Source organism: Actinoplanes sp. G11-F43, assembly GCF_050589265.1.
GTDB lineage: Bacteria > Actinomycetota > Actinomycetes > Mycobacteriales > Micromonosporaceae > Actinoplanes.
In genome coordinates this window covers 94,459-109,772 of sequence record NZ_JBNZCE010000014.1, presented here as the reverse complement: position 1 = coordinate 109,772, position 15,314 = coordinate 94,459, and the positions used below count along the sequence as shown (strand labels likewise).

Below are 15,314 nucleotides of genomic sequence, written 5' to 3'. Positions count from 1 at the left end.
ATAGTCCCCCGGCGAGGGATTGAACTCGCCCCGGCGAGGGACTGATGCAAGCGCGGCACAAAAGGCTTTTTGCACTGATAAATCATTCCAGGTCGGACGGAATCGAACACGCGCGCCTGATGGACATGTCTAGTTCGCCGGGCAACCCAGAACTCTCAGCAGTGAGCCGGTCAACTGGTCGGCGGCCTCCTCCACGGACCAGCCGAGAGTCCCGGACAAGTCGACCACCACCCGCTCGTCGAAGATCGTCACCCACATCAGCACCGCGAACCGGACATCCTGCTCCGGCACCGCCCCAGCGGCGATCGCCGCCTCCACCCGCCGGTCCAGCCGTTCGTAGAGGCCGCTGACGAACGAGTCCGAACGACGGGCCAGCACACCACGCGGTGATCGGACATGGACGGCGGCGGCGCCCCAACGGGAGGCCCGGTTCACCCACTCGCGGCAGACCGCGCGGATGTCCGCGATCGGATCCGGTCCTGGGGGCAGATCGTCGAACGCGTCGACGAGGTCGCCGATCATCCCGTTCAGGAAGGCGTCGACGGCGCTCGCGGTGTCGGAGAAGTTCCGGTAGGCGGTGGCCGTCGAGATGCCGGCCAATTCGGCCGCGTCGGCCAGGGCGAATCCGGGGCCCCGCTCGGCGAGCAGCTCACCCACCGCGGCCAGCAGTGCCGCCCGCCGCAGCCGCGCGTCCCCACGTCGCGGCCGTCCCTGATCCCGTGTCTCCGCCGCCGGCATGCCGCCATGCTAGAGCCCACGCCACCGTGCCGACTTCCGGTCCAATCCACGCCACAACTCACCACGCGCACCACAACCAACACCACCGTGCCGACTTCCGGCCCAAACCACGCCACAACTCGGCACGCGCACCACAACCAACACCACCGTGCCGACATGCGGTCCAAACCACGCCACAACTCGGCACGCGCACCACAACCCACACCACCGTGCCGACATGCGGTCTGAACCGCGCCACAACTTGGCACGCGGATCGGGAACGGCGCTGGCGTGCCGAGTTGTGGTCTGGAACGCGCCGGAAGACGGCACGCGATGGGCGGTGACCGGCGCATTCGCCCGGTGGTCGCGTCACGGTCGTGACAACGCGGTTTCTCGCGGGGACGAAGCGGGGCTTTTCACGACCGTACCCACAAAGGGGTTGAACTAGCAGTAACCCGACGGGCACTCGCCGCTGGCCAGCAACTCGTACTGCCGGCAGGAAGGGCAGATCTTGGGTTCGGGGCGGGCCGCGGGCTTCGCCTTCGCCGGCGCGGCGGCCTTGCGGGGGGCCGCCTGCCCGGTGCTGGTGGCGCGGGCCCGGGGAGCGGCGGCGGCCCGGGGTGCGGCCTGCACCTCGACGGCCTTGACCGCGGCGTCGAGCAGCGCGTCGTAGTTGATGTCGATCCAGTCGGCGTCGAGGGACACCAGGCCGGCGGGGTCGTCCGGATCCTTGAGGTAGGAGCCCTCGACCGTCTCCAGGAACGCCGCCGCGCTCGCCGGGTCCACCGCGACGTCGACACCGCCGGGATGGATGTTGACCGCGAGCCGTTTGCCGCCCTTAGGGCGGACCTGGAGGCTGCGGCCGACCGGCTTGACGTCGACGTTGGCCCGGCCACGAAGCTCCAGCAGGAGACGTGCCACTGCCGGGGCCGCCCCGACGGGATCCATCCCGTAGGTGTCCATCAATCCTCCACCGCGCATGAGTACCGCCGACGACGATACCGCTCCCGCCGGTCCCGCCGGACGGGGGCCGAGATCACCGGGAACTTTCCCCGTGCCGTAACGGGCCGGAAAACGAACTCCCGCAGACTGGGAACTGAGAAATCATTCTCAGTTACCTCGGGAGGCAGGTTCATGTCCACAAGACGAGCCCGCGTCGCGGTGATCGGAGCCGGCTCGGTCGGTACGGTGGTCGCGGCGGCTGCGGTCGATGCGGGGCACGACGTCGTGGTGTGTGCGCGGCGCCGGCTGGACAGGCTGGTCGTCGAGCGTGCCGGCAGCGTCCGGGAGATCGACGTGCCGGTGCTGACCGACCCCTCCGAGGCGACCGAGGCCGACTGGGTGCTGCTGGCCACCAAGGCGCAGGACGCGGCGGGTGCGGCCGCCTGGTTCGGGCCGCTGACCGGGCCGAACACCACGGTCGTGGTGCTGCAGAACGGTGTGGATCACGCCGAGCGCGTCGAGCCGCTGGTGCCACGTGGGACCCGGGTGCTGCCCGCGCTGGTCTACGTGGCGGCCGAGTCGCTGGGCCCGGGGCACGTGCTGCACCGGATGGGCGCCCGGATCACGGTGCCGGGCGGGTCGCCGTCGAGGGAGACGGCGCGGGCGGCCTTCACCGAGACGGTCGCCGCCTCCGGGGCCAAGGACGGCTTCGCCGCCCTGTTCAACGACTCCTGGCTGTCCGTCGAACGGGTCGCCGACTTCCCCACCGCCGCGTGGCGCAAGCTGCTCACCAACGTCGGCGCCAACCCGGTGACCTCGCTCACCATGAAGCGGATGTCGGTGATCCAGCACGACCCGGCGGTCCGGGACCTGACCCGCGCGCTGCTGGGCGAGGCGATCGCGGTCGGCCGGGCGGCCGGCGCGGCGCTCACCGAGGCCGACGTCGAACACACGCTGGAGATCTACGACGGGTTCGCCGGCGACGACGGGACCTCGATGTTGTACGACCGGCTGGCCGGCCGGGCCACCGAGCACGAGCTGATCACCGGGGCGGTGGTGCGCCTCGGTGAACAGCACGGTGTGCCGGTGCCGCTGAACCGGGCGATCCTCGCTCTGATGCACGGGGTCAATCACCAGTGACCGGTCCTACGCCAGGTTCACCGAGAGCCTGGCGGGGATCGGCCCGGCGGTGACCAGGTGGATCTCGCCGGTCCGGACGTTCCAGCTGATCAACCCCTCCAGATCGGTCTGGACCAGCACGGTCTGCTGGTCGATCCAGTACAGCGGGGTGCAGCACATCTTGACCCGCCGGCCGATCACCCCCATGTCGAGCAGCCGCCGGACCGAACCGGTCGCGGTGTCGACGACGACCACCATCTCGGCACCGCTCATCATCGACGAGCTGTCCCCCCACGCCGCCGAGACGGTCAGGCCGTCACCGTTGGGGATGCCCGCGCCGTACCACCCGGTGACGCGGAACTCCGGGGGCACGACACCGTCGACGGGCATCTCCACCAGCGGTCCCGGGGTGCCCAGCTCCCACGTCCGCAGGGTCAGCCGGCCCTCGTCGCCGAGCAGCTCCGGAATCGGGCCGGCCGCGACCCGGCTGCCGGTGCTGCGCCAGGCGGAGATCGAGGCCGGCTCGCGGCTGGTGGCGCCGGTCGCCCAGTTCACCCTGGTCAGCCCGGCGCCGCCGCCCTCGACCAGGACCACGTCGTCGCCCCACCACATCACCTGCTCGTTCAGGCCGGGCACGGCGATCCGGTGGGCCTTCGCGGTGGTCAGATCGATCACCACGACGGCCTCCGGCTGTGGCAGGGCGACGCGGCGCCCGTCCGGTGAGAGGGAGGCGGCGCGCAGCGGGTCCGCCTCGTTTCCCCCCACATCGTGGGTACGGGTGAGGTCCCCGATGTCGACCCGCACCCACTGACCGGTGACGTCGAGCACGTGCAGGGGCAGCATCGGGTTGCCCTCGGCCTCCCAGTCGTGCTCCTGGGCGACCATGACGGCCCGGCTCACCGGATGCCCGGACAGCACCGGCGCGTCCGCGGGGATCCGCCAGCTCTGCGGCAGCGGCGCGATCGCCCGTGGGACGAGCGATCGCGGCATCCCGTCGACGCCGGGCGCCACCGACTCGGCCGGGGGCACCGGGATGACATGGCGCTCGCCACCGCCACCGATGCTGAACGGCACCGTCACCGCCACCACGGCGACCACCGTGGTGAGCACCGCCGCCACGCGACGTCTCCGCCGGACCGCCGCGGCCCTGATCCAGGACGCCTCGGCCAGGGACGGCGGTGCGACGCTCGCGGCCGTCTCCTCCATCAGCTCGGTGAGCCGGTCGGTCGTCATCGTCAGCCCCTCTCCGCCATCTCGCCGATCTCCGGCATCAGCTCCCGCAGCTTGCGCAGACCGGCACTGGCCTGGCTCTTCACCGTCCCGACCGTGACACCGAGGATCTCCGCGGTACGCGCCTCGGTCAGGTCGTCGAAGTAGCGCAACACCAGCACCGCCCGCTGCCGTGGTGGCAGCCGGCGCAGGGCGTCCGCGAAGACCAGCCGGCTCGGCACGTCCTCTCGGCCCGCCGCCTCGGTCTCCGGCGGACTGCCCCGCGGGGTCTCCCGGTGGAACCGTCGCCACCAGGAGACCGCGTCGCGGTACATCACCGTCCGCAGGAACGCCTCGGGATCGCCCTCGCGCACCCGCTCCCAGCGCAGCGCGAGCTTGACCAGGGCACCCTGCAGCAGGTCCTCGGCCAGGTGGTGATCGCCGCAGACCAGGAACGCCGAACGCAGCAGCCGGTGCTGGCGGGCCTGCACGAAGGCGGCGAAGTCACTGTCCACGCTCTCTGAACGCATGGACACCCCGAAATGGTTGGGCGGTCACCAGGACATGTCGACCTGGCGTTCGAAGACGCGGAACCCGCCCCGGGCGAACGCCGCCGCCATCGGCGTGTTGCCGACGTCGGTGGACGCCCGGATGCGCGGCACGTCCGGGCCTGCCAGCACCCGGACGCCCTCGGCCAGGATGTCGTCGATGTGTCCGCGGCCACGATGGGCCGGAACCACCGCGAGGTAGGCGATGATCGGGTGGTAGCCGTTGTGTGCCGGGATGACGAAACCGGCCGCCTCACCGTCCGGCAGCACCGCGACCCGCCACCAGTCCCGTGGGCTGGCATAACGCTCCAGCTCCGAACGGTACTGCTCCTCGGCGGCCGCCCGTGGGCTCATCCGGGTCAGATCCTGGCGGCTGTACGCGTCCAGCGTGCCCTCCAGCACCTCCGCCATCAGGCCGATCAGCTCGCCGGCGTCGTGGGGTGGGCGGAAGGTGAGCCGGCCGGACGGCTCCGCGACCGGGGTGCCCGGCTCCCAGGTCAGGCGCAGGCGCTCGACGAACAGTTTCGCCCCGCACTGCTCCAGCACGGTCATCCAGGTGTCGGACTCGGAACGCCGCCAATCCGGTGGGAGGAACCGGGAGTACTCCGGGGCCGGTGCCGGCCGGGCCGCCTCGATCAGCCGGCGGCCGTCGTCGAGGTGATCGGGATCGACGTCGAACACGTCCATCACCATCGGATGCTCGTCGCCGGGGCGCGACCACCAGCCGGCCCGGGCGGTCACCCGGTCGCCGCGCTGGGCCAGCCAGAGCCACTCGGGGCGGCGGCGGCCGGCGGCCAGGTCGTCGAGGATCTGGGTGTTCAGGACATACGGGAAGGAGTTGAAGGCGTCCAGGTCGCCGGGCATGACGGCGGGACGGATGGTCAGGGCTGTCAAGGTCTCATCCCATCAGGTGCGGCCGTCGCCCGGCAACGGATTTTCCGGCCCGGTCATGTCGCCGCCCACCCGCTCCTCGGAACCGTCGTCGGTGACCTCGGCGGCCCACTTCTCCGCGTCGTCGGCCGGGTGGAACCCGATCGCCCGGCCGCCCGCATCCGACCACCAGCGCCGGGTGTTGGCGGACACCCCCCAGACCAGCCGGTGGCCGGTGGCCGTCAGCGACGCCTCGACCAGCCGGGCCATGTCGTCCGGGGACAGCCAGACGGACAGGTCGCGGACGGTGGCCGGGCGGTCGGCGCACCTGCCGATCCGCAGGCACACGACATGCGTGCCGTGGCGGTCGTGGTGGAGCCGGCCGAGTGCCTCCATCGCCGCCTTGCTCCAGCCGTAGTAGCTGTCCGGGCGGGCCGGCACGTCGTCCGGCAGATCCGGTTCCCTCCGGTACATCCCGGCGGCGTGGTTGCTGGAGGCCAGGATCACCCGGGGGACACCCGCCCGGTACGCGGCGGCCAGCACCTGCTCGGTTCCCCGGACGTTGGCGGTGAGAAGGCTCTCGAACGAGTCCTCACCCGCGATCCCGCCCAGGTGCAGGATCGCGTCGGCACCGCGGGCGGCCCGCTCGACCGCCGCACCGTCGGTGACGTCGAGCCGGTCGACGCCGTCGCCGCCGCGCAGATCGGAGAGCCGCAGATCGTGACCGCTCAGCCGGGTCCGCAGCATCCGCCCGATCCGGCCGTCAGCGCCTGTCATCAGAATCACCGCCATGTCCCGGGACTGCCCTCTTTCCCGCCGCTCACACCTCGCCAGGCCGTTCTCGCCCCGGCCCACCGGGGAGGACGAGCAGCCGCGAGGCGCCCGGCCGGCCCGGGAAACGGCAGCGGCCCGGCCATCCCATGGCCGGGCCGCTGTTCGTGCGTGGTGGGTCAGTTGCGCCAGGTGTCGTTCAGGGTCACCGAACCGCTCGCCGGGACGGTGGCCGTCCGGTTGGCGCCGGACTCCCAGGTCACGCTGCCGTCGGTGTTCTTGCGGAGGTACTTGTACTCGAAGGCGGTGCCGGCCGGCAGGGACACCGTGCCCTTCCACACCGGGTAGGACGCCGAGGACAGTGCCACCGCACCGGCCGGCGCCCAGTTGCCCAGGGCCGCCTGGTTGCCGATCACGAAGATGTTCTGGCCGAACGTGGTGGTCGCGGTGACGTTGAACCCGGCGCCGGCCGCGGCCGGGGTGGACGGCGACGGGGTCGGTGACGTGGTCGGCGTGGTGCCACTGGCGCCGGCGTAGATGGCGATCGCGTCCCCGGCCCCGATGGTCGCGGTGAACTGGCCGGACGCGTTGACCGTGTAGGTGGTGCCGGTGCAGCCGCCGGTGGCGGTCGGGTCACCGTGCTGGACGTCGCAGTACGTCCCGGCCGGCAGGGAGGTCTGGAACGTACGGGTCAGGCTGCTGCCCTCGTGGTTGATCGCCACATAGCCCTTGCTGCCGCGGCCGAACGCGATCTGGTCGCCCCCGTTGCTCCACCAGTTGGTGACGGCGGTGCCGGAGACCGCGTTACGGAACTTGACCATGTTGCCGATCTGCCGCCACGCGTGCTGGCACTTCCAGCCGTCGGTGTAGCAGGCGTTCACCGCGCCGTTGTTGGGCGGGCCCTGGTCGTGGTTGCTGAACTCGTAGCCGGAGTTGACGTCCGGCGCGCCGTACGGCCAGGCCAGGGTGAAGACCTGAGCGAGGGTGTACGCCGACCCGTTCTTGTAGCTGAGGGTGTCCCCGCCGCGCTCGGTGTCGTGGTTGTCGACGAACACCGACGCCTGGTTGCTGGGCAGGTAGCCCCAGGAGGTGCCGAAGTTGGACAGGTAGGCGAGGTTCTCGTTGAGGAACACCCGCTTGAGGTCACGGGCGAAGCGGAACTCCTGCACGTCGCCGGTTCCGGTGTACTCGGTCGGCTGGACGGCCTCCCCGGCGCCGAAGATCACCTCCTGCTTCCAGTAGGCGCCGGTGTTGGACAGCTTCGCCTTGATCCCGGCCAGGTCGGCGGCGGACATGTGCTTGGCGGCGTCGATGCGGAACCCGTCGACCCCCAGGGAGGCGAGGTCGTCGATGTATCCGGCGATCTTTCCCCGTACGTAATCGCTTCCGGTGTTGAGGTCGGAGAGATTGACGAGTTCACAATCCTGGACGTTGCCGCGGTTGGTGTAGTCGTTGATCGCGGTGCGGCAGCTGTGGAAGTCGGCGTTCGAGTACAGCCCGGGATAGTTGTACTTGGTGTACGAGGTGCCGCCGGTGCCCGTGCCGGATCCGGCGCTCATGTGGTTGATGACGGTGTCGGCGATGACCTTGACGCCGGCCCCGTGACACGTGTCGATCATGTTCTTGAACGCGGTCCGGTCACCCAGCCGGCTCGCGATCTTGTAGGACACCGGCTGGTACGAGGTCCACCACTGCGGGCCCTGGATGTGCTCCTGCGGCGGGGAGACCTGCACGTATCCGTATCCGAGCGGGCCCAGTGTGGTGGTGCACTCGCGGGCGATCGAGGCGAACGACCACTCGAACATGACGGCCGTGACGTCCTTACCACCGGGCGGGGCGGCGTACGCGTCGGGGCCGGTGGCGATCTGGGCGACTCCGAAGCCGCCGATGCCGAGGGCGAGAGTGGTGGCGGCCAGGATGCGGGTCAGGCGGTTGCGCCTGCGGGGACTGTCCACATCAACCTCCGAGAGGGGGAATGAAAGCGCTTGCAGCAACAGGCGTGAAACTTTCTGCAAATCTTTGCGGCAAAGATAGATAGTGACGACTTGCCCCGTCAAGACATCAGCCGGAAACAAAACAGCCGCCCCGTCCTGAGGACGGGGCGGCTGCCGGTGCGATACGTCAGAGACCGTTCTCCGACAGGAAGGCCTTCGCCACCACGGCGATGTCCTTCTTGTCCACCTGCACCTGGGCCAGGTAGGCGGTCAGGTTCTCGGTGGTCAGCTTGGCCGACACCGCGTCCAGCGCACCGGTGACGGTCGCGTTGTTGGCCTCGCTGCGGATCAGCGGGAGCACGTTCTGCGAGGAGTACAGGTTCTTCGGGTCCTCCAGGACCACGAACTTGTTGGTGACGATCGACGAGTCGGTGGAGTAGATGTTCGCCACCTGGATGTCACCGTCCTTGAGCGCGTTGATGGTCAGCGGGCCACCGGCGTCCAGGGCCTTGAACTCCTTGAACTTCACCCCGTACACCTCCTCCAGGCCCTTGAGACCCTGGTGGCGCTCGGCGAACTCGGGACCGGCGCCGACCACCAGCGTGGGCGCGACCGCCTTCAGGTCCTCGATGCTCTTCAGGTTGTTCTTGGCGGCGGTCTCCGCGGTCACCGACAGGGTGTCCTTGTCCTCCGCGGCCGACTGGGTCAGCACCTCGGTGCCGGCCGGCAGCACCTTCTTCAGCTCGGCGAGCACGTCCTCGGAGCTGCTCACGCTCTCCGGCACACCGCCCGGCGAGAGGGCGGCCAGCAGGGCGCCGTTGTACTCGGGCAGCAGCGAGATCGAGCCGTCCTGCAACGCCTTGAGGTAGATCTCCCGGGCGCCGATGTTGAACTTGCGGGTCACCGTGACACCCTTGGCCTCCAGGGCCTGCGAGTAGATCTCGGCGAGCAGCTGGTTCTCCGGGAAGTTCGCGGATCCGACAGTGATCGAGCCCCCGCCGCCGGGAGCCGCGGGCTCCTCGGCGAGCGGATCACTGTCGGCGCCGCAGGCGGTGAGCGACAGTGACAGGGCGAGACCGGCGAGCGCGGCGGTTATGCGTTTCATGACTGACCTTTCAGGCCTGGTGACACGATCCAGCGCTGGATCAGTGCGAGGAACAGATCGACGAGCACGGCCAGGACGGCGACGACGATGGCGCCGGCCAGTACGCGGGAGTAGTCGTTGACGGCCAGGCCGTCGATGAGCAGGCGGCCGAGTCCACTGAGACCGACCGCGGCGGCCACCGTGGCGGTGGCGACGACCTGGAGCGCGGCGTTGCGGAAGCCGCTCATCATCACCGGCAGCGCCATCGGCAGCTCGACCCGGGTGAGCACCTGCCACGGGCGCATGCCCATCCCCCGGGCGGCGTCGACGACGCGGTGGTCCAGGTTCCGCATGCCGGCGTACGACGATGTCAGGATCGGTGGGATGACCAGCACGGTCAGCGCGATCAGCACCGGCAGCAGCCCGAGTCCGAGCAGGGTGACCATCAGCATCAGCAGGCCCAGGGTGGGCAGTGAGCGTCCGGCGTTGCCGGCGTTGATGGCGATGAACGAGCCCTTGCCGGTGTGCCCGATGTACATCCCGACCGGCAGGGCGATCACCGCGCCGAACAGCAGGGCGAGCGCCACGTAGCCGAGGTGGGCCAGGACCAGCAGCGGGATGCTGCCGGTGGCGCTCAGATCCCAGTGGGCCGGGTCGAACAGGTAGGAGAGGTTCATGCGGCACGCGTCCACGGGGTGACGGCCCGCTGCACGAGCACGATGATCAGGTCGGCGATCCCGGCGAGCAGCACCGACAGGATGATCCCGATCAGGATCGGCTCCATGTAGAAGAGCTGGAACCCGCGGGTGAACAGCTGCCCGAGGCCGCCGATGCCGATCAGCGAGCCGACGCTGACCAGGCTGATGTTGGAGACGGTGGCGACCCGCAGCCCGGCCAGGATGACCGGCAGCGCGATCGGCAGCTCCACCTCGATCAGGCGGCGGGTCCGGCGATAGCCCATCGCGGTCGCGGCCTGCGCCACCACCGGGTCGACCGACCGCAGGCCGTCGGCGACGGTGCGGGCCAGCAGCGCGATCGTGTAGACGGTCAGCGCGACCACGATGTTGATCGGGGACAGCACCTTGGTGCCCAGGACGACCGGCAGGAACACGAACAGGGCCAGTGACGGGATCGAGTAGAGGATGCCGAACGTGTTGATCAGCGGGTGGTACAGCCGGGGGAACCGGACCGCCAGATAACCGAGCGGCAGCGCGATCGCGAACCCGAACAGGACCGGCAGCAGGGCGAGGTACAGGTGCTCCTGCAAGGCCGCCCAGACGATCGCGGAGTTGTTGTTCAGGTACTCGATCATGGGCGGCGGCTCGCCAGATAATCGGCCAGGTCGTGATGGCTGACCAGGCCGTCGGCGGCGCCGTCCGGGCCGACCCGCACCGCGATCCCGACCGGGGAGCTGATCACCAGGTCGGTGACGGTGCGCAGCGAGTCCTCCTTGGTGAAGACGCCGTTGGTGGGCCGCAGCCCGCCGTCCGACGGCCAGCCGAGCGGGTGGCCTTCCGCGGACAGCGAGAGCCCCTCCACCGGCTTGACCGGCAGTTCCGCGGCATCATCGAAGGACAGTCCCCGCAAACCACGATCTTTTCCGACAAATCCGGAAACGAAGTCGTCTGCCGGATTCGTCACCAGATCTCGGGGCGTGCCGAACTGCGCCAGATGACCGCCCTCCCGCAGCACCGCCACCCGGTCACCCAGCTTCAGCGCCTCGTCGATGTCGTGGGTGACCATCACGATCGTCTTGCCCAGCTCCTGCTGGAGCCGCAGGAACTCGTCGTGCAGCTGCAGTCGCACGACCGGGTCGACCGCACTGAACGGCTCGTCCATCAGCATGATCGGCGGATCGGCGGCCAGCGCCCGGGCCACCCCGACCCGCTGCTGCTGCCCACCGGAGAGCTGCGCCGGGTAGCGCTTGGCGAACTGCTCGGGCAGCCCCACCCGCTCCAGCAGCGCCAGGGCCTTCACCCGGGCCGCCCGCCGGGTCTCCCCCACCAGCACCGGCACGGTGGCCACGTTGTCCAGCACGGTCCGGTGCGGGAACAGGCCGGCATGCTGGATCACGTAGCCGATCCCGCGCCGCAGCAGCGCCTCGTCCTTGCTGGTGACGTCCTCACCGTCGATCAGGATGCGCCCCGAGGTCGGCTCGATCATCCGGTTGATCATCCGGAGGGACGTGGTCTTCCCACAGCCGGAGGGACCGACCAGAACCGTCATCTTCCCGGTGGGCAACTCCATGCTCAGACGGTCCACCGCAGTACTGCCGCCGGGATAGACCTTGACGACGTCCTCGAATGTGATCATGGTACTCCTGGTTGATCTTCCGAATACTACTATTCATACTCGCGAAGTAGTGAATAACATGTCAACAGCTCGATACATGTGGAGACTCGCATGCAGGTCCGGCTCGATGGCGCCTCTCTGACGATCCCAGACCTCGCCGCGATCGCATCCGGAGCAGCCGGCATCACCCTCGACCCGCTCGCCCTGATGCTCGTCGAGGAACGGCACGCCATCCTCGGCGAGGCCCGCGCCCGCGGCGCCGTCTACGGCGCCAACACCGGAGTCGGCGCCAACCGGCACGAGCAGGCCGACCCCGAAGAGCATGCCCTGCGACTGTTGCGCAGCCATTGCGCCGGAGTCGGCCCCGAAGAGGACGACGTCACCGCGCGAGCCACCATGGCCGTACGGCTCAATCAGATTCTGGCAGGTGGCTCCGGCATCTCGCGCAGCGTCGCGGAAGCCCTGGCCACCGCCCTGTCCGACGGCGCGGTGCCGACCATCCACCGGTGGGGCGGCATCGGCACCGCCGACCTCTCGCCGCTGGCCGAACTCGCGCTCACCCTGGCCGGCGTGCGCCCCTGGCGGCACGGCACCGGGCCGGACGTGGTGATCAGCCCCACCGACGCCCTCCCGATGATCAGCTCCAGCGCGCTCACCGTGGCCACGTCCGCGCTCGCCCTCGACCGGGTGCACCGCCACCTGCGCGCCTCGACCGTGGTCGCCGCGCTGTCGTTCCTGGCCCTGCGCGGCAACGCCGAGGCGTACGACCCGGCCAGTCACGCTGGGCGCGCCCACCCGCACCAGATCGCCGTGGCCGCCACCCTCTACGCCATGGTGTCCGATTCTGGTCCCTCGCCGCGGATCCAGGACCCGTTCGGCCTGCGGGTGGTTCCCCAGGTGACCGCGCCCGCCCTGCAAGCCGCCGAGACCCTCACCGCGATCGTCACCGCCGAGATCAACGCCGCCGCCGAGAACCCGCTGGTCACCGCGGACGGCGTCCGTCATCACGGCCAGTTCCACACGGCCACCCTGGCGGCCGGGCTGGACGCGGTCCGCAGCGCGCTCCTGCCGGTCCTGTCGCTGTCCGCGGCCCGCCTCGGCCTGCTGATGCGGCCCGACATGACCGGTCTGCGCGCGTTCCTGGCGGCCGGCCCGCCGGGCAGCTCCGGCCTGATGATCACCGAATACGTGGTCCAGGACCTGCTCGCCGAACTGCGCACCGCGGTCCAGCCCACCGTCTCCGGCACACTGTCGATCTCGCTGGGCATGGAGGAACACGCCAGCTTCGCCACCCAGGGCGCACGCTCGCTGCGGGTGATGACCGAATTCGCCCCCACGATGATCGCCGCCGAACTGCTCGCCGCGGTCCGCGCGCTGCGCCTGGCCCCGGACCGGCTCACCGGCGGCGTCGCCCGGGAGGCCTTCCGACTCGCCGACCGCACCCTCGAAGAGGACCTTTCGGACCGGCCACTGGACACCGACTTGCGGATCGCGGCCGGCCTGCTGCCGTCCCTGGCCGGCCTTCTCTGATCCGGTACGCCCCCGCGAAGCCCCGTGGCAGTCCCCGCGAGGCGCCGCCCGGTCCGGGCCCCGGCGCGACCGCCGGGCTGATGCGGCGCTCACCGGCACTCGTGCTCGGGTATCGACGTCAGATCCCCGCCGAGATGCCCGGCGTCGACATGTCCGGCACGGTCGACTCGTTCACCGTCGACACCGTCGATACCGTCGACATGTCGGCCACCGGCGACAGGCCGCGGAGCGAACCGTTCCCCGGGCGACACCGGCTCACGGGCATAGTCGGCCTTCATTCAGCTGATCTTTCAACAGGCCCGCAACCCTCGCAATCCGAATCACCGCGGCACAGCAGTGACATGTGACGATGATCGCGATCTCCGGCCGATCAGGAACCGGCCGGGTCACGCCCCAGGCGCAGCAGGATCTCGTCCAGCGGACCGGCCCCGGCCGGCACCGCCCGGCCCGGCCCGAACGGCGACCCCGGCGCGAGACGACCCGGCCCGTCCGGCACCGCCCGGACGATCTCCAGCGTGGCCGCGAGCACATCGTCATCCAGCCGGTAGGCCGCGCCGATGGTCCGCGCCACGTCCCACCCGTGCACGGCGTAGTCGACCAGATGCATCCCGATGGCCAGCCGGGCGGGCAGCGCACCGCCCGCTTCAGGCAGATGGAACGTTCGTTCCAGCACAGCCTCGCCCTCGCCGGCGAACGTCTCCAGCACCTCCCCGGCGGCCAGCACATACTCCCGCACCGCGTCCGCCCCGGCCCGCTCCTCCACCCAGGCGCCCGGATCATCACCATGCCCCCGGGCCGCCGCCGCGAACCCACGATGCTGCGCGGTCATGTGACCGAGCAGATCCCCCAGATCCCACCCGGCACACGGCGTCGCCAGCCCCAGATCAGCGACCGAAACCCGCTCGACGACGGCCACACCGGCCCGGACAGCGGCGGCGTCGGCCGCCCGAAGATCCTCGGTAACAATAAGCATCCGCCTACGATGTGCTCCCGCTTACGATATGTCAACCCACCACGAGGTGGTAGGAGTAACCGGGTGAACCGCGACGACCTGGCCGTGCTGACGTTCCGCCTGAGCAGGCGCCTGCTGGCCATCGAGCAGCCGATCCTGGACCGCCACGGCGTGCCGATGTGGTCGTATGCGGTCCTGACCGCCCTGAGCGAGGGCCCCACCCGCTCCCAGGCATCCCTGGCCACGGCCATCGGCGCCGACAAGACCCGCCTGATCCCGGTACTCGACGACCTCCAGCGACGCGGCCTGATCAGCCGCGAACCGGACCCCACCGACCGCCGGGTCCGCCTCCTGTCCTTGACCGAATCCGGTCAGCGAATCCACGGCACCATCCACACCGAGATCCGCGCCGCCGAGAACGCCCTGCTCAGCGACCTCCCCCAAGCCGACCGAGAGGCATTCGTCCGCTCCCTGATCCGCCTGTCCCCGCGTTAGAGAAACCTTCGGGGGCACGCCGAGCGCCCCCTCCCCCCCTCCCCCCTCCCCCCACCCCCTCCGCCTCCGCCTCCGCCTCCGCCATGATCATCTGATCGTTCGCGGTCATTCACCCCCAAAGGCCACCAACTCGCCCGAGATCTTGAAGGATTTACCACCCGAAAGAGCCTTGCCCCCGGCCGCCTGATCACTTGCGGTCAATCCCTCGCGCGGGCGACCCGCTCAGCAGAGACCTTGGCGGATTTACCACCGGAAACGGTGGCAAATCCTCCAAGATCGGCCGGGCTGGGGCAGAGGGCCGGACATTCGCACGAAAGTTTGACCGCGAGCGGAGCCGGCCACCGAGAAGAGAGCCCATAAAGGTATCGAGTCAGTCAATATCGGATATTCCGGGTTCCCGCTTGCATGATTGACCGCAAGAAGTCCGGCGGCCGAGAAGACGCGAAACGGTGGAAAACTACCAAGGCTGCGGCGGGAAGGGTGTCGGGCGAGACGAAGTCGATGCCGAGGTCGATGCCGAAGTGGAGGCCGAGGTCGAGAAGAGTTCCGTGTGCCGACTTCCGGTGCGTTCCGCACCGGAAGTCGGCACACGAGGTGACCGGGACCCGCCCTCGGCGGCCACCGAACGAACCGACGTCGCGCGACGGGGTCGCCGCACTCGCCCGTGGGTCGCCGCATCCGCCCGGCGGTCGCCGCATCCGCCCGGCGGTCGCCGGACTCGGCCGGGGGTCGCATCCGCCCGGCGGTCGCCGCACCCGACCGGGGGGCGCCGCACCCGACCGGGGGGCGCCGCACCCGACCGACGGTCACCGCACCCGACCGACGGTCACCGCACCCGACCGGGGGGCGCC

Annotated in this window: 16 protein-coding genes; 3 read left to right on the top strand and 13 right to left on the bottom strand. The window is 70.2% G+C overall.

Annotated elements, in window-relative coordinates:
* Positions 1–129 precede the first annotated feature (129 nt).
* Complete coding sequence (locus tag ACQ0O7_RS15785; RefSeq protein WP_430782807.1) at positions 130–738, bottom strand: TetR/AcrR family transcriptional regulator; 609 nt, start codon at positions 736–738, stop codon at positions 130–132.
* A 423-nt stretch (positions 739–1,161) separates the two neighbouring features.
* Positions 1,162–1,680 carry a hypothetical protein gene (locus tag ACQ0O7_RS15780; protein WP_430782806.1) on the bottom strand — a complete coding sequence of 173 codons (519 nt, stop codon included), beginning with the start codon at positions 1,678–1,680 and terminating at the stop codon, positions 1,162–1,164.
* Between the two features lie 171 nt (positions 1,681–1,851).
* Between ACQ0O7_RS15780 and ACQ0O7_RS15775 the strand changes: the two genes are divergently transcribed.
* A complete protein-coding gene (locus tag ACQ0O7_RS15775; RefSeq protein ID WP_430782805.1) occupies positions 1,852–2,799 on the top strand; it encodes a 2-dehydropantoate 2-reductase in 948 nt (315 codons plus the stop codon).
* A gap of 6 nt (positions 2,800–2,805) precedes the next feature.
* On the opposite strand, the gene ACQ0O7_RS15770 is transcribed toward ACQ0O7_RS15775, so the two are convergent.
* The 9 genes from ACQ0O7_RS15770 to ACQ0O7_RS15730 form a co-directional block, all read right to left on the bottom strand.
* Positions 2,806–4,011: a hypothetical protein gene (locus ACQ0O7_RS15770; RefSeq protein WP_430782804.1), complete on the bottom strand. Its 1,206-nt coding sequence runs from the start codon at positions 4,009–4,011 to the stop codon at positions 2,806–2,808.
* 2 nt (positions 4,012–4,013) lie between these two features.
* Complete coding sequence (locus tag ACQ0O7_RS15765) at positions 4,014–4,517, bottom strand: SigE family RNA polymerase sigma factor (RefSeq protein ID WP_430782950.1); 504 nt, start codon at positions 4,515–4,517, stop codon at positions 4,014–4,016.
* Between the two features lie 24 nt (positions 4,518–4,541).
* Entirely contained in the window at positions 4,542–5,429 is an 888-nt protein-coding gene (locus tag ACQ0O7_RS15760; RefSeq protein ID WP_430782803.1) for a GNAT family N-acetyltransferase, read from the bottom strand.
* 12 nt (positions 5,430–5,441) lie between these two features.
* A complete protein-coding gene (locus ACQ0O7_RS15755; protein ID WP_430782802.1) occupies positions 5,442–6,182 on the bottom strand; it encodes an NAD-dependent epimerase/dehydratase family protein in 741 nt (246 codons plus the stop codon).
* A 173-nt stretch (positions 6,183–6,355) separates the two neighbouring features.
* The gene (locus ACQ0O7_RS15750; protein ID WP_430782801.1) at positions 6,356–8,131 is read right to left on the bottom strand and encodes a carbohydrate-binding module family 20 domain-containing protein; all 1,776 of its coding nucleotides are present in this window, start codon (positions 8,129–8,131) and stop codon (positions 6,356–6,358) included.
* A gap of 166 nt (positions 8,132–8,297) precedes the next feature.
* On the bottom strand, positions 8,298–9,215 hold the full coding sequence (locus ACQ0O7_RS15745; RefSeq protein WP_430782800.1) for an ABC transporter substrate-binding protein: 918 nt from the start codon (positions 9,213–9,215) through the stop codon (positions 8,298–8,300).
* Entirely contained in the window at positions 9,212–9,871 is a 660-nt protein-coding gene (locus ACQ0O7_RS15740; protein WP_430782799.1) for an ABC transporter permease, read from the bottom strand. Before ACQ0O7_RS15740 ends, ACQ0O7_RS15745 begins: the two co-directional genes overlap by 4 nt.
* Positions 9,868–10,506, bottom strand: a complete 639-nt coding sequence (locus tag ACQ0O7_RS15735) for an ABC transporter permease (protein WP_430782798.1) — start codon at positions 10,504–10,506, stop codon at positions 9,868–9,870. Before ACQ0O7_RS15735 ends, ACQ0O7_RS15740 begins: the two co-directional genes overlap by 4 nt.
* A complete protein-coding gene (locus ACQ0O7_RS15730) occupies positions 10,503–11,507 on the bottom strand; it encodes an ABC transporter ATP-binding protein (protein WP_430782797.1) in 1,005 nt (334 codons plus the stop codon). Before ACQ0O7_RS15730 ends, ACQ0O7_RS15735 begins: the two co-directional genes overlap by 4 nt.
* A 90-nt stretch (positions 11,508–11,597) precedes the next feature.
* Between ACQ0O7_RS15730 and ACQ0O7_RS15725 the strand changes: the two genes are divergently transcribed.
* The gene (locus tag ACQ0O7_RS15725; protein WP_430782796.1) at positions 11,598–13,016 is read left to right on the top strand and encodes an aromatic amino acid ammonia-lyase; all 1,419 of its coding nucleotides are present in this window, start codon (positions 11,598–11,600) and stop codon (positions 13,014–13,016) included.
* Positions 13,017–13,105: 89 nt separating this feature from the next.
* On the opposite strand, the gene ACQ0O7_RS15720 is transcribed toward ACQ0O7_RS15725, so the two are convergent.
* Together ACQ0O7_RS15720 and ACQ0O7_RS15715 are read right to left on the bottom strand one after the other, a co-directional pair.
* Entirely contained in the window at positions 13,106–13,294 is a 189-nt protein-coding gene (locus ACQ0O7_RS15720) for a hypothetical protein (RefSeq protein WP_430782795.1), read from the bottom strand.
* A 92-nt stretch (positions 13,295–13,386) separates the two neighbouring features.
* Positions 13,387–13,989, bottom strand: coding sequence for a TIGR03086 family metal-binding protein (locus ACQ0O7_RS15715; RefSeq protein WP_430782794.1), 603 nt, complete (start codon positions 13,987–13,989; stop codon positions 13,387–13,389).
* Between the two features lie 63 nt (positions 13,990–14,052).
* On the opposite strand from ACQ0O7_RS15715, the gene ACQ0O7_RS15710 reads away from it, so the two are divergent.
* Positions 14,053–14,463 carry a MarR family winged helix-turn-helix transcriptional regulator gene (locus ACQ0O7_RS15710; RefSeq protein WP_430782793.1) on the top strand — a complete coding sequence of 137 codons (411 nt, stop codon included), beginning with the start codon at positions 14,053–14,055 and terminating at the stop codon, positions 14,461–14,463.
* Positions 14,464–15,314 lie beyond the last annotated feature (851 nt).

What these genes read in the sequence shown, in the direction of transcription:
- ACQ0O7_RS15785 (WP_430782807.1), bottom strand. Translation starts at nt 738, where the DNA reads ATGCCGGCGGCGGAGACACGGGATCAGGGACGGCCGCGACGTGGGGAC.
- ACQ0O7_RS15780 (WP_430782806.1), bottom strand. Translation starts at nt 1,680, where the DNA reads ATGGACACCTACGGGATGGATCCCGTCGGGGCGGCCCCGGCAGTGGCA.
- ACQ0O7_RS15775 (WP_430782805.1), top strand. Translation starts at nt 1,852, where the DNA reads ATGTCCACAAGACGAGCCCGCGTCGCGGTGATCGGAGCCGGCTCGGTC.
- ACQ0O7_RS15770 (WP_430782804.1), bottom strand. Translation starts at nt 4,011, where the DNA reads ATGACGACCGACCGGCTCACCGAGCTGATGGAGGAGACGGCCGCGAGC.
- ACQ0O7_RS15765 (WP_430782950.1), bottom strand. Translation starts at nt 4,517, where the DNA reads ATGCGTTCAGAGAGCGTGGACAGTGACTTCGCCGCCTTCGTGCAGGCC.
- ACQ0O7_RS15755 (WP_430782802.1), bottom strand. Translation starts at nt 6,182, where the DNA reads ATGACAGGCGCTGACGGCCGGATCGGGCGGATGCTGCGGACCCGGCTG.
- ACQ0O7_RS15745 (WP_430782800.1), bottom strand. Translation starts at nt 9,215, where the DNA reads ATGAAACGCATAACCGCCGCGCTCGCCGGTCTCGCCCTGTCACTGTCG.
- ACQ0O7_RS15740 (WP_430782799.1), bottom strand. Translation starts at nt 9,871, where the DNA reads ATGAACCTCTCCTACCTGTTCGACCCGGCCCACTGGGATCTGAGCGCC.
- ACQ0O7_RS15735 (WP_430782798.1), bottom strand. Translation starts at nt 10,506, where the DNA reads ATGATCGAGTACCTGAACAACAACTCCGCGATCGTCTGGGCGGCCTTG.
- ACQ0O7_RS15730 (WP_430782797.1), bottom strand. Translation starts at nt 11,507, where the DNA reads ATGATCACATTCGAGGACGTCGTCAAGGTCTATCCCGGCGGCAGTACT.
- ACQ0O7_RS15725 (WP_430782796.1), top strand. Translation starts at nt 11,598, where the DNA reads ATGCAGGTCCGGCTCGATGGCGCCTCTCTGACGATCCCAGACCTCGCC.
- ACQ0O7_RS15720 (WP_430782795.1), bottom strand. Translation starts at nt 13,294, where the DNA reads ATGAAGGCCGACTATGCCCGTGAGCCGGTGTCGCCCGGGGAACGGTTC.
- ACQ0O7_RS15715 (WP_430782794.1), bottom strand. Translation starts at nt 13,989, where the DNA reads ATGCTTATTGTTACCGAGGATCTTCGGGCGGCCGACGCCGCCGCTGTC.